At 43.4% G+C, this 13,113-nt stretch carries 11 protein-coding genes; 7 read left to right on the top strand and 4 right to left on the bottom strand.

The window, feature by feature from the left end; all coding sequences use genetic code 11:
* From MSG34_RS22235 to lipA, 5 genes are all read left to right on the top strand, one after another.
* Positions 1 to 840 (top strand): septal ring lytic transglycosylase RlpA family protein, encoded by an 840-nt coding sequence (locus MSG34_RS22235; protein WP_019820805.1) that lies wholly within the window; start codon positions 1 to 3, stop codon positions 838 to 840.
* 93 nt (positions 841 to 933) lie between these two features.
* A complete protein-coding gene (locus MSG34_RS22230) occupies positions 934 to 2,115 on the top strand; it encodes a serine hydrolase (protein ID WP_017062336.1) in 1,182 nt (393 codons plus the stop codon).
* Positions 2,116 to 2,347: 232 nt separating this feature from the next.
* Positions 2,348 to 2,626, top strand: coding sequence for a DUF493 family protein YbeD (gene ybeD / locus MSG34_RS22225; RefSeq protein ID WP_026084358.1), 279 nt, complete (start codon positions 2,348 to 2,350; stop codon positions 2,624 to 2,626).
* A 198-nt stretch (positions 2,627 to 2,824) separates the two neighbouring features.
* Entirely contained in the window at positions 2,825 to 3,484 is a 660-nt protein-coding gene (lipB, locus tag MSG34_RS22220; protein ID WP_004737632.1) for a lipoyl(octanoyl) transferase LipB, read from the top strand.
* 4 nt (positions 3,485 to 3,488) lie between these two features.
* Positions 3,489 to 4,454: a lipoyl synthase gene (lipA, locus tag MSG34_RS22215; protein ID WP_017059920.1), complete on the top strand. Its 966-nt coding sequence runs from the start codon at positions 3,489 to 3,491 to the stop codon at positions 4,452 to 4,454.
* Between the two features lie 164 nt (positions 4,455 to 4,618).
* Here lipA and MSG34_RS22210 read toward each other — a convergent pair whose 3' ends face one another.
* From MSG34_RS22210 to MSG34_RS22200, 3 genes are all read right to left on the bottom strand, one after another.
* Positions 4,619 to 5,980, bottom strand: coding sequence for a sodium-dependent transporter (locus tag MSG34_RS22210; RefSeq protein WP_048614238.1), 1,362 nt, complete (start codon positions 5,978 to 5,980; stop codon positions 4,619 to 4,621).
* Between the two features lie 289 nt (positions 5,981 to 6,269).
* A complete protein-coding gene (locus tag MSG34_RS22205) occupies positions 6,270 to 7,028 on the bottom strand; it encodes a YggN family protein (RefSeq protein WP_248339429.1) in 759 nt (252 codons plus the stop codon).
* 88 nt (positions 7,029 to 7,116) lie between these two features.
* Positions 7,117 to 7,590: a GreA/GreB family elongation factor gene (locus MSG34_RS22200; protein WP_248339428.1), complete on the bottom strand. Its 474-nt coding sequence runs from the start codon at positions 7,588 to 7,590 to the stop codon at positions 7,117 to 7,119.
* A gap of 145 nt (positions 7,591 to 7,735) precedes the next feature.
* Here MSG34_RS22200 and MSG34_RS22195 point away from each other — a divergent pair, with 145 nt between their 5' ends.
* Together MSG34_RS22195 and MSG34_RS22190 are read left to right on the top strand one after the other, a co-directional pair.
* Entirely contained in the window at positions 7,736 to 9,670 is a 1,935-nt protein-coding gene (locus MSG34_RS22195) for a RecQ family ATP-dependent DNA helicase (protein ID WP_248339427.1), read from the top strand.
* 258 nt (positions 9,671 to 9,928) lie between these two features.
* Entirely contained in the window at positions 9,929 to 11,833 is a 1,905-nt protein-coding gene (locus MSG34_RS22190) for a methyl-accepting chemotaxis protein (RefSeq protein ID WP_248339426.1), read from the top strand.
* A 120-nt stretch (positions 11,834 to 11,953) separates the two neighbouring features.
* Here MSG34_RS22190 and dinB read toward each other — a convergent pair whose 3' ends face one another.
* Positions 11,954 to 13,030 carry a DNA polymerase IV gene (gene dinB / locus MSG34_RS22185; protein ID WP_248339425.1) on the bottom strand — a complete coding sequence of 359 codons (1,077 nt, stop codon included), beginning with the start codon at positions 13,028 to 13,030 and terminating at the stop codon, positions 11,954 to 11,956.
* Between the last annotated feature and the right edge of the window lie 83 nt (positions 13,031 to 13,113).

Here is a 13,113-nt window from a genome sequence, read left to right as displayed (position 1 = left end):
ATGTCTATTACAACATTTCCAAAAAAAGCATCCTTGGTTGAAGAGCTGCCAATCAAAAAAATAGTCTCTATCTTGGGGCTAGCGATTTTAATCAATGGTTGTTCTTCAAAACAGCCAACAGGCCGCTACGATATTGATTCAGATATAGCACCAGATGCACCTATCTCAGTAGAGCATCTCGAGGATGCTCACCCTCAGTATGAACCTTATAGTTTAGGTGGTAACACGGATTACACTTTGCGTGGCGAAGACTACAAGATCGTAAAGAAGACCGAAGGGTTTACTGAGAAAGGCAAAGCCTCCTGGTACGGTAAAAAATTTCATGGTCACTTAACGTCTAATGGCGAGATCTACGACATGTATTCGATGTCTGCGGCGCACAAAACATTGCCAATTCCAAGCTATGTAAAAGTGACGAATACCGACAATAACAAAACAACGATTGTGCGTATCAATGACCGCGGCCCATTCCATGAAGGCCGAATCATTGACCTTAGTTATGCGGCAGCTTACAAGCTCGATGTGTTGAGAACCGGCACGGCAAATGTTGAGATTGAAGTCATTACTGTCGCTATGCCAACCGACGCAAATAAAAAAGCTGCTTTACCGCAATTTATTATTCAAGTCGCGACATCTCCGCATGAAGATAGAACCGAAAAGTTAGCGAAAGATCTAGCCGAAAAGCTAGAAGTAGCAACGTTCTTGCAGCCAAATGATGACAACTACCGTCTGATGATTGGGCCATTTCATGACTATGCTCTGACTCAAGAGAAATTAGAACAAGTTAAGCTAATGGGTTACCCGTCAGCTTATATAAAAAAACACACCCTAACTCGCTAATTAATCTAACAGTTACTTCTGGTAATCAGCGCTCTGGTGTGACAGAGTGATTCTGTTAATATATGAATAGTTCACCAAATAATTGCATTCAAAATGATTAAATCTAATAAACTTGTTAAATCGATTTTTGCTACTTCTGTTGCTCTTTCTGCAACGATAGCTACATCGTCATTCGCCGCTCCTATTGTTGTTCCTGATGCACCTCAAATCGCCGCTAAAGGTTTTGTTCTGATGGATTACCATTCAGGCAAAGTACTAGCAGAGAAAGAGATGAATACTCAGCTTTCTCCAGCAAGTTTAACCAAGATGATGACGAGCTACGTGATCGGCCAAGAGCTCGATCGTGGCAACATCAACCTAAACGACGATGTTGTAATCAGTGAAAATGCTTGGGCTAAAAACTTCCCAGATTCATCTAAGATGTTCGTTGAAGTTGGCACTACGGTTAAAGTTGAAGAACTGAACCGCGGTATCATCATTCAATCAGGTAACGATGCATGTGTTGCTATGGCTGAACACATCGCAGGCTCTGAAGATGCATTCGTTGACCTAATGAACGCTTGGGCAAGCTCTATCGGCATGAAAGACACGCACTTTGCTAACGTGCACGGTCTAGACAACCCGAACCTATACTCAACGCCTTACGATATGGCACTACTTGGCCAGGCGCTGATTCGTGACGTTCCTGATGAGTACCGTATCTACTCGCAGAAAAAATTCACTTACAACGGCATCACCCAATACAACCGTAACGGTCTGTTATGGGATAAGAGCATGAACGTTGATGGCATCAAAACGGGCCACACAAGCAATGCAGGTTACAGCCTAGTAAGCTCAGCGACCGAAGGCAAAATGCGCCTAGTTGCTGTAGTTATGGGCACCAAGAATGCTAATGCTCGTAAAACAGAAAGCAAAAAACTGCTTAGCTACGGCTTCCGCTTCTTTGAAACAGTGGCACCACACACAGCCGGTGAAACTTTCGTAGAAGAGAAGATCTGGATGGGTAGCAAGGACACAGTTGCACTAGGTGTAGACGAAGATACGTTCGTGACGCTTCCTCGTGGTCAAGCTAAGAACCTGAAGGCAAGCTTTGTTCTTGAGAAAGAGCTAGAAGCGCCAATCAGCAAAGGGGATGTGGTTGGTAAACTATTCTACCAAGTAGACGGTGAAGACGTTGCTGAATACCCACTACTAGCACTTGAAGATGTAGACCAAGGCAGCCTATTCAGCCGTCTATGGGACTACCTAGTTCTTCTGTTCAAGGGTTTATTCTAAACAAGCCAAAGGTTTGTTCTAGGTAAAACCTAAGCTTGTTGTATAGCTAACCTAATGAGTAAGTTCATGATTTACTCATTAGCGAACCAAAAGCCGCCATGTGCGGCTTTTGTTGATCTTGAGTTCGGTGATATTTACACGTAATATTCCGCCTTATTACTCGTGTCTGTTGACCGAACACGCTTTTTATCGACATTTCGCCAATTTGCGAGAGTCTAGCCTTTTGGAGCTAATCATGAACATCAATTCTGATGCAAAACTAAAAGACCTCTTAGAGTTCCCTTGTTCATTCACTTACAAAGTAATGGGCCACGCTAAGCCAGAACTGACTGAGCTAGTACTAGAAGTGATCCAGCGTCATGCTCCTGGTGACTACAGCCCAACGCTAAAACCGAGTGCGAAAGGTAACTACCACTCTGTTTCTATCAATATTACTGCGACTTCAATTGAACAAGTAGAAACTCTTTATAAAGAACTGGGCGAGATCGAAATCGTTCGTATGGTTCTGTAGTAATCTCCGATTACACATGAAAAACAGCGGCTTATTGCCGCTGTTTTTGTTTAAAGCACCCTATCTAGCTCAAATTCATTCAACTTAATTTTCAATAAATACAAAGAAAGTTGAAAAACCTTGCAGTCCGTCTGTAGTTAGAATCATGTTTCGCGTTTATAATGCGTTCACTTTATTAATCCTTGAGGGAGTGCAGCTTTGCAAAATAAGCTAATCGTAAAAAAATTAGGCCGTCAGGATTACGAACCTGTATGGAAAGCCATGCATAAGTTCACAGACGAACGCACGGAAGAAGACGTAGACCAAGTTTGGTTGGTTGAACACAACCCTGTCTTCACTCAAGGACAAGCAGGCAAAGCCGAGCATGTATTAAATGCCGGTGATATCCCTGTAATACAAAGCGATCGCGGTGGCCAAGTGACTTATCACGGCCCAGGCCAATTAGTGGCTTACTTTCTGATTAACATCCGCCGCAAGAAATTCGGAGTGCGTGATTTGGTTACTCATATCGAGAACCTCGTAATCAATACTCTGAAAGCTTACAATATAGATTCAGCTGCCCGACCTGACGCTCCTGGTGTTTATGTCGATGGCAAGAAAATCTGTTCACTCGGATTACGTATTCGACGTGGCTGCTCGTTCCACGGGCTAGCACTCAACGTCGATATGGACCTGTCTCCATTCCTACGTATTAACCCATGTGGTTACCAAGGTATGGAAATGGCGCAGGTAAGCCAGCTCGGCGGACCAAGTGAACTAGAAAACGTTGAGCAACAGTTAATACAAGAGCTCGTAGAGCTACTCGGCTATGACCAAGTAGACATTCAAGCCACCAGTAACATTACAGCAGAAGCATAAAATCATGAGCAAACCAATCCAAATGGAAAAAGGCGTTAAATATCGTGACGCTGACAAAATGGCATTAATTCCCGTAAAGAATATGCCTGCTGAACAGAAAGAAGTTCTACGTAAACCTGAATGGATGAAGATTAAACTTCCTTCAGACAGCCATCGTATTCAAGAAATCAAATCAGCAATGCGTAAAAACAACCTGCACTCAGTTTGTGAAGAAGCGTCTTGCCCTAACCTAGCCGAGTGTTTCAACCACGGTACGGCAACGTTTATGATTCTTGGCGCTATCTGTACTCGTCGCTGCCCGTTCTGTGATGTTGCCCATGGTCGTCCTGTTGCTCCTGAAGCTGAAGAGCCGAAGAAGCTGGCTAAGACGATTAAAGACATGAAACTGAAGTACGTTGTAATCACTTCAGTTGACCGTGATGACTTGCGTGACGGCGGTGCTCAGCACTTTGCTGACTGTAACCGTGAGATTCGCGAACTAAACCCAAATATTCGTATCGAAACACTGGTTCCAGACTTCCGCGGTCGTATGGACGTTGCACTTGATCTAATGAAAGACAACCCGCCAGATGTTTTCAACCACAACCTAGAGACAGCGCCACGTCTGTACCGTAAAGCGCGTCCAGGTGCGAACTACAAGTGGTCTCTTGATCTACTTAAGAAATTCAAAGAGCAACATCCTGACATCCCAACAAAATCAGGTGTGATGATGGGTCTTGGCGAGACGAAAGAAGAGATCGTTCAAGTACTGAAAGACCTTCGCGAACATGGTGTGACTATGCTGACACTAGGCCAATACCTAGCACCAAGCCGTCACCACTTACCAGTAGAACGCTACGTGCCGCCTTCTGAGTTCGATGAGCTGAAAGAGATTGCTCTAGAGCTAGGCTTCACGCACGCAGCGTGTGGCCCGTTTGTACGTTCTTCTTACCATGCGGACTTGCAAGCTCAAGGTATGGAAATTAAGTAATCACGGTTGCTTAACGAACAATGCAAAGGCGCTGAATATTATGTTCAGCGCCTTTTTTCTATCTTGTTCGCGCCGCTAAAAACAACAAAGCCACTCCTTATGAGTGGCTTTGTGCTTAATATTTCAAGTTTTGAGGGTTTAGGGAGTCCTGATAGGGTTCAGCGTTAACCGAAAGAAGCCCAGATAACCGTTGCTACCAAGATTGGGCACACAAACTTCACATACATTGGCCAAACCTTACCAAACCAACCCAATTGGAAATCCGGACAACCTTGTTCAAGCTCTTTCACTTTTGAAGCTCGGCTCCATACCCAACCACCAAACACACAGAACATCAGTGCTGCGACGGGTTGAAGGTACTGAGTTGCAATCATCGCTACCATGCCAAACATCGCAGCAAAGTTGTAAACAATCACCACACTAAACAGTGCGATAGCACCACCAATCACCCAGCTTGTTGGTGTTCGTCTAGTATTGAAACGCTCACTCACTAGCGCTACAGGGCCTTCAAGCATCGAGATAGAAGAAGTCAGTGCAGCAATCGTTAGTAGTAAGAAGAACACAATCGCAAAGATCTGACCAAGCACACCTAAACTATCAAACATCAACGGCAGAACCGTGAATACGAGCGTGTCAGAACTTAATAGTGAGCCATCTTCCGCATAGATTTGTACGCCTTTTTGCATCGCAACAAACATTGCTGGCATCACCACTAATCCAGCAATAAAAGCGACAGCAGTATCCACCAGAGTCACGTTCATCGCCATTTTTGGTAGGTTCTCTTTCTTGCTTAAGTAAGAGCCATAAACCAACATCGAGCAACCGCCAATAGTGAGTGAGAAGAACCCCTGTCCCATTGCCGCCAGAATCAGTTTTCTATCCCACACTTTCTCAAAGTCCGGAACTAGGTAATGTTTTAGGCCTTCCATCGCGCCAGATTGCGTCATGATGTACACGAACAATAAGCCAAATAAAACAAACAGCGCAGGCATCAGACGAGTCGACCACTTCTCGATGCCTTGCTTAACACCGCCCTGCACAATCAAGATAGTCAGTACATAGAACGCGACGGTACCAAATACGTTGCGCTCAACACTGAAGCCTTTAAACCAATCAGCAATCGCTTCTAGGCCGATAAGATCCGCGACCGCACCAATGAGAAAGCAGATCAACCAACCACCAACAATACTGTAAAACGCCAACACTGCGCTTGGTACACTCAGTCCAATCCAGCCGACAAACTCACCGACTTTCTTACCCAAAGGGTTTGTCGTCAAAGATCGCATACTATCAACTGGGTTTGCTTGGCCGTGACGGCCGATAGCCATCTCTACCACCAGCATTGGGAAAGCAACCACGAAGATCATGATCAAATAGACTAAAAGGAAAGCGCCACCACCATTGCTGGCAACTTGAGTCGGGAAACCCCAAATATTACCCAAGCCAACCGCTGCACCAGCCGCTGCTAAAATAAAGCCTAAACGAGAGCTAAAGTGCTCTCTTGAAGAGGAAGATTGTTGGTCCATATCGCCCGCATTGAAAATCAGTGAACTAGTTGAGAAGTACAGTAATAAAAAGCAATGATAGGCACAACTAATAAATGAACAATTCTCTGATTTTTACAATCAATGCGCTATTTAGAACCACAAAATTAACAACCTACTGGTGTTATCGTTCAATTATAAGAAACAAAGCGAAGTGGAAGGCTTGAGAAGGAAATGGATTAAATAGAGATAAATACTCGCTGTGTGGTTCCATTTATACAAACAAAAAGAGCACCAACCGGTGCTCTTGCTATTCATCACTAGACTCGAATTAAATTGTGAATACTTGATAGTCTTTTAGGTTCGGAATGATTTCATGCAACTCTTGTTCTTGTTCCGCCATCTCATCAAGAGAATCACAGAACTCACTCGCTTCCTCTTGTACTTGTTGAGAGTGTTCTTTCATTCGCTCTTCAACTTTCAGCTTTAATTCAGCCATGCTGTCAGCTAATTCAGTCAGGTTTAGGCCACCGTCTTGTTTCATCTTTTCTGACATCGCATTAAAAGCACTAGAGATAAATTCTTGGTTAAAGATCTCTTTTGCCTTCTCGAAATCTTCAGACCAGCCATTGGCCATAGAATCAAAGCTTTCTGCTGGTAACACTAACTCGCCATCTTTGTAGTAACGCGCTTCCAGTTCTGCAAAGTAGGTTTTCATTGATTCTTTTACGTTATCAAATGACTCAGGTGAATCCAGGCTAGCCGCGATATCATCAATCACGTCATTGGCTAACGCTAAGCTATCGTTGGCCATTTGTTTCGCTCGAGGTAAGTACTCACTCATATTTTCGCGATATTTCTCAATCGCCGCTTGTTGGTCGGCATCAAGCTCAACCTTCTCACCATGGATATAGAGGTCGTTGTTATCATCAAAAACGGCCGTATCACCATTCACTTGATGGATTTCGACTTTTTGATCATCGATTCTTAGTTCATTTTTCAAATCAACTCGACACTGAGCAGCAAACGTTGGCAGGCTCACAACAGCGATAACCGCTGTTAGTGATGCAATTAATACATTGTTTTTCATAACATCCTCTCATCAATCTGACAGATTACTATACCCTTGGATTATGCTTCTTTGTCAGAGAAACGTTTAATATCTACTAATCAACCAGTTAGTCGATAGAGATAACCTCATAGCAAAACTGTTTATCAGCGACCTTAAATTCAATCTCATCGCCAACTTCTTTACCCATTAGAGCCTGACCAAAAGGCGCATTCGCCGTCACAATAGCTACCTCATTTTCATTCCACGTGACAGAAAGTCCGCCGACTCTCGGCCCCATAAAGAAATGTTTATATTGATCATGCTCGTCAATGACCACAACGTAGCTGCTCACTGCAATCTTCTCACTATCACGCAGTACTAAGTTGCGATAACACTGAATGTCGTCCTCACACTCTTGCACCCTCACCGCTTGACCATGGGCGAGATACGAAGCTTCTAGTGCCAATGTATCGTACTTATGCTCAGGCACTGTCTCTTCATCGGTCGCAGCATCAATCGCACGCTGAGTCGCAGATTGTGCGATACATAATCGGGATTCGAGTTGCTCTATGATTATTTGGCGAAGCTCAGACTTATTCATACTATTGGGGTGCTTTTCTATAGGAGCTACAGAATAGAATTAGGTACAATCAGGTGCAAGACATTTGATTCATCAAGCGACGCTATCATGAATAGGCGCCCGCTTTAGCATCAATACGACACTTAATAACTCAGGTAGAACATAAATGATTGAGCAGAAGCTAAAACAAGTATTCGGATTCGACTCACTGCGTAATGGGCAAAAGCAAGTCATTGATAACGTTCTATCTGGTCACTCGACTGCCGCGATATTCCCGACAGGCTCAGGTAAATCGCTGTGCTATCAATTACCAGCACTAGAGTTACCGCACTTAACCTTGGTGATATCGCCACTGTTAGCTTTAATGAAAGACCAACTCGCTTTCCTGCACAATAAAGGCATTAGTGCAGCTGCAATCGAATCAAGCCAAGACAGACAAACCACACAACAGGTTATGCAGTCGGTACGTAACGGAGACACCAAGATCCTCATGATCTCCGTTGAGCGCTTGAAGAACGAACGCTTTCGTCAGTTTATCTCCCAAGTGCCGATCTCGTTACTGGTGGTAGATGAAGCGCACTGTATTTCAGAATGGGGACACAACTTCAGACCAGATTACCTGAAGCTTCCTCAATACCAAAAGCAGCTCAATATTCCTCAGGTTCTGCTACTGACAGCCACTGCGACCACATCGGTTATCCAAGATATGAAGTCAAAGTTTGAAATTGATGAGGAGCGCGTTGTTGTTACGGGCTTCTATCGTCAAAACCTCGATCTGTCGATTCAACCTTGTGAACAAACCAGCAAGTTAGAAACCTTGTGCAATGTGGTTAACCAAGCTTCTCTCGCTCCTACTATTGTTTATGTCACCCTTCAACAAACAGCAGAGATGGTAGCTCAGCAACTTCGTAACGCTGGCGTTAATGCAGTGGCTTACCATGCGGGTCTCAAGCCTGAAAACCGAGATGCAATTCAACATCAATTCATGAATGATGAAGTGAGTTGTATCGTGGCAACCATTGCGTTTGGTATGGGCGTGGATAAGTCCAATATTCGCCGAGTGATTCACTTTGACTTACCAAAATCGATAGAGAACTACTCACAAGAGATCGGCAGAGCTGGCCGAGATGGGCAAGCGTCTGAATGTATTTTACTGGCTAACAAACATGGTTTGAGCACACTCGAGAACTTCGTTTTTGGTGATACGCCAGACAACATATCGATCCAAGCGGTATTAAAAGAAATTTACGAAAATCAAAACATTGGCGCTTCTGGCTCGAATCAATGGGAGATCATGCTTAACCAACTATCACGTGAATCCAACATTCGTCAGTTACCGCTAAAAACACTGTTGGTATATCTGGAAATTGAAGGCGTGATTGAGCCCAAGTACAGCTACTTCGCAGACTACAAATTTAAGTTCATTCGCCCGAAACAACAAATCACCGAACAGTTCCAAAGTGAACGTCGTCAATTTGTCGAAGCTATTTTCCAATGCTCTCCTCAAGCAAGAGTGTGGTGCCAAGTCGACTTCGATGCACTTTGGACTCACTTCCAAGCCGATCGCCAGCGTGTGATTGCGGCTATCGACTACTTCAATGAACAAGGTTGGATTGAACTAGAAAGCAAGCAGATCACCGATGTCTACGCGATCCATAATACTTCTGAAGATATGATGCAACTGTCAGAGCGTCTAACTGAGTTGTTTAAAGCAAAAGAAAACAGCGAGATAAACCGCCTTAACCAAATGCTGAATTTCTTTGAGGCGGATACTTGCCTAAGCTCACGCCTTGCAAGTTATTTTGCCGATGATAAGGCACCAACAGACTGCGGTCACTGCTCTGTATGTCGAGGAGAAGTGGCAATCTTACCAACCGTTGATGTTGAACCTATCGATGATGAGACGGTGATGACATGGATACATGAGTTTATTTCTGCTAGCCAACAACTGATTACCGACGAGGCAATTACTCGCTTCTTATGTGGAATAGCCACCCCGCTTTCAACCAAACTCAAAGCCAGCAAAATGGTCGGTTACGGCAAGCTAGAGCAGCAACCGTTCAGTGGTACCTTAGCGCGAGTTAAACAGCTTCCTAGGTAACCCAACTTCCTTGTTTAGAAAAAACCGGCTAGGTTATCAAATCTAGTCGGTTACATATGGCTTAGATTCCTTAGCCCGCCGAGATTCAAGCTTTCTTATCTTCTATAAGCTGCGCCCAATTTAATCATTCCTGCCATTAAAAACCTCAAAAACAATCAATAACCTTCAAAAACTAGACACCCTTTCAAATTGATTAACAATCGGCCAACTTTCAAATTTTGATTAATACCCCCTATTTTGTATTAAAGGAACCATAGAATGGTCAAGAAGATATCTCTATCTTTTCTTATAGTTATGCTCGGTTTATTTTTGGTCGCATTAACATCTGCAAATCACTATCTCAACAACTGGAAATGGGAAAACATTCAAGTTAATAACGACGAAGTGGTCAGTGTTGTTTCTCAAACGTTTGAGTCGAACCTAGAAGATACAAAGTCTATGATTCAACAATTCGCGTTTCTACTTCCATATTACGGAACCGACGCCCCTTTTGACGAATCTCGAATGCTCCGAGTACTAGATAGAGTTCATTCCGTAAACCCTGCTTTTATCGATGTTTATTTTGCAGACATTAATGGCACCCCATTTAGTGCACTATCCAAAGGCTGGGTGAAGGATTTTAATGTTATCGAAATGCAGAGAGAGTGGTTTCTCGCCATATCCGCAAAAGGCAATACTAGCTATATATCAGCTCCCTATGTTAGTAACACAGGTGAACGAGTTATTTCAGTATCTGCACCAATTAAGAGAAGTGGACAGTTAGTTGGAGTATTTGGTGTTGATATAACACTGTCTGAGTTAATGCCGGAGTTTGGTGTCGAATTTGCTATTACAACAAAAGATGGCGAGATTGTGATGGCGGACGCCTCAACCAGAGAAACAGGCTGGGTGAATAAAAATATCTATGATTTACGCCCAAACTTTACAACACTGACCAACACCCCCTATCTATATAAAGCTGAGGGATCTGACGAACCGTACACAGTATCCAAGCAGCCACTGACAGATAGCTATGACTTGTTTGCTTGGACTAACCAAAGTCATGAAGACACTATGAATAAAAGCCTAATGACAGGGATCATAGGGTTGTTCGCATGTATTGGTATTTTACTGATGATAACTGTTTATGTCGCTATTCAAAGACAGCTTAGAAACCTACCGATTATGGTATCAACGCTTGAAAAAATGTCCGTCGGCGAATTCACTCCTATTGAGTCCAACTCAAGTAATAACGAACTCGATCAGGTACAAACTTCATTACAACGGTTACAAAAAAGTATCTCTAATATTGTCGAACAGTCGAATATTAAGATGTCAGATTTAGCCGTACAACAAACTAAGATAGAACAGTTAATCGATGATACAAACACCAATGCAAGCTCTGGGTTTAATAATGTAGAACAAGTAGCAACTGCGGCAACTGAGTTATCAGCAGCTGCGTCTAGCGTATCAGACAACGCTGCGCACGCAGACAGAATGGCAAAAGCCACTATGCAGGTTATTGAAACCAGTGCCAACGTAATCAGCGAAGCCGATAATATAAATCATGATGTGAGTTCAGCGATGGCAGAATCAGCCATTATCGTAAATGAACTAAGGGAGCATTCTGAACATATAAACTCGGTGGTTGAAGTTATCAACTCAATATCAGAGCAAACAAACTTACTTGCTTTAAATGCCGCAATAGAGGCAGCGCGTGCTGGAGAACATGGACGTGGATTTTCAGTAGTCGCTGATGAAGTAAGATCTCTTGCAAAGAGAACTCAAGTATCTACGGTGGATATCAAAAACATCATCACTCAACTTCAATCTCAGTCCCGAAAAGCTGACGAATACATGTATTCAAATACGGTACTGGTTCAACGCTCGCAAGAAATGATGCTTGAACTTTCACAAGCCTTCTCCGATATCAGACAACAAGTTATAGAAATATCTGAAATGAACACCATGGTATCTTCTGCCTCAGAAGAGCAAAGTATCGTGACGCAAGATATTACCGAACGTATTGAAGGTATTAACACAACAGTAAAAAACAGTGTAACCAGTGCTCAACATACTCAAGACGCCAATATCGTTATTTCAGAAAAAACGGCAGAACTCAAAGAGGTGTTAGCCTTTTTCAATATTAGTCAGATAGGTAACAGAGGCCGAGACTCACAATAACTTCGCTAATAATCCAAACAAAACACGCTTAATAAGGCGTTCGAGTAACGAACGCCGATACATATTGGGAAATATGTCGCACCACGAAAGTCATATGAGGGGTGCCCAATAAACAATGCCCTAGAAGAAACTCAGCTGACGCATTTGGTCTTTGGGTTGTAGCATTACGCTTAAACCAAGCAGACGTATTTCTCGCCCCTGTTGTCTTTTCAGTATTTCACTTAAAAGTTCTTTGAAGTGTTCACGATCGAGAGAGGCATGGATGTGTTCAATCGTGGTTTGTTGAAAATCAGCGAACTTGAGCTTAATGCCCTGCTTAATGATCGCTTTACTTGGGCTGGCTTTTTCTAAGCGAGTTTCGAGTTCAGGAAACAGCTTATCTTCGATTACCTGCCAACATTCAGCGTAGGTTGAAATATTTTGGGTAAAGGTGCGCTCTACGCCTACTGATTTTCGCTCGCGTTCGATGATAACTTCTCGATCATCAATGCCATGACTGCGCTTCCAAAGTGATGCACCTTGACGGCCAAACTTGAGTAGCAGGTCTCGATAGTCAGACTCCTTGATATCCTTACAAGTAAAGAAACCCGCTTGATGCAGCTTTTCAATGCTCACCTTGCCGACACCGGGAATCTTTTCAAGTGGCAGCTCATCAATCACTGATTGAACCTCCTGTGGAGGTATAACAAACTGACCATTGGGCTTATTCAGATCCGAGGCCACTTTCGCCAAAAATTTAATCGGTGCAATTCCTGCAGAAGCTGTCAGGTTCAGTTCGTTCCAAATATCACGGCGAATCGACTCGGCAATGAGTGTTGCTGAACCGTGACACTGCTTAGAATCGGTAACATCTAGGAAAGCTTCATCCAAAGAAAGAGGTTCAATGATTGATGTGTATCGAGAGAAGATTTCGCGGATCTTATTAGATATCTCGACATAGACCGACATTCTTCCCGGCACAACCAATAGATTAGGACAAAGCTGTAGGGCTTTTCCGGTCGGCATTGCAGAGCGAACACCAAACTTGCGGGCTTCGTAATTACAGGTGCTCAAAACACCGCGTTGCTTTTCATGCCCACCAACAGCTAACGGGCGATTTCGGTAAGCAGGGTTATCACGCATTTCTACAGCCGCGTAAAAACAATCCATATCAACATGAATTATTTTTCTTACTTTCTCTTCACCCGCGCTACACATCTAGAAATCACTCGACCTTACAACTGTATCTATAAACAGTATAATCCAATTATTATCAGATTTAAAACGATCTCGAGTCCAGC

It is taken from the genome of Vibrio sp. 1CM2L (genome assembly GCF_023161695.1).
GTDB classification, from domain to species: Bacteria; Pseudomonadota; Gammaproteobacteria; order Enterobacterales; family Vibrionaceae; genus Vibrio; species Vibrio coralliirubri.
Note: the sequence above shows the minus strand (reverse complement) of the source record. Positions and strands in the feature narration are given on the sequence as shown.

Bases quoted from the DNA above. Each gene is read 5' to 3' on its own strand.
- lipA (WP_017059920.1), top strand. From the start codon at position 3,489: ATGAGCAAACCAATCCAAATGGAAAAAGGCGTTAAATATCGTGACGCT.
- MSG34_RS22235 (WP_019820805.1), top strand. From the start codon at position 1: ATGTCTATTACAACATTTCCAAAAAAAGCATCCTTGGTTGAAGAGCTG.
- dinB (WP_248339425.1), bottom strand. From the start codon at position 13,030: ATGTGTAGCGCGGGTGAAGAGAAAGTAAGAAAAATAATTCATGTTGAT.
- MSG34_RS22190 (WP_248339426.1), top strand. From the start codon at position 9,929: ATGGTCAAGAAGATATCTCTATCTTTTCTTATAGTTATGCTCGGTTTA.
- MSG34_RS22230 (WP_017062336.1), top strand. From the start codon at position 934: ATGATTAAATCTAATAAACTTGTTAAATCGATTTTTGCTACTTCTGTT.
- MSG34_RS22210 (WP_048614238.1), bottom strand. From the start codon at position 5,980: ATGGACCAACAATCTTCCTCTTCAAGAGAGCACTTTAGCTCTCGTTTA.
- MSG34_RS22205 (WP_248339429.1), bottom strand. From the start codon at position 7,028: ATGAAAAACAATGTATTAATTGCATCACTAACAGCGGTTATCGCTGTT.
- MSG34_RS22200 (WP_248339428.1), bottom strand. From the start codon at position 7,590: ATGAATAAGTCTGAGCTTCGCCAAATAATCATAGAGCAACTCGAATCC.
- MSG34_RS22195 (WP_248339427.1), top strand. From the start codon at position 7,736: ATGATTGAGCAGAAGCTAAAACAAGTATTCGGATTCGACTCACTGCGT.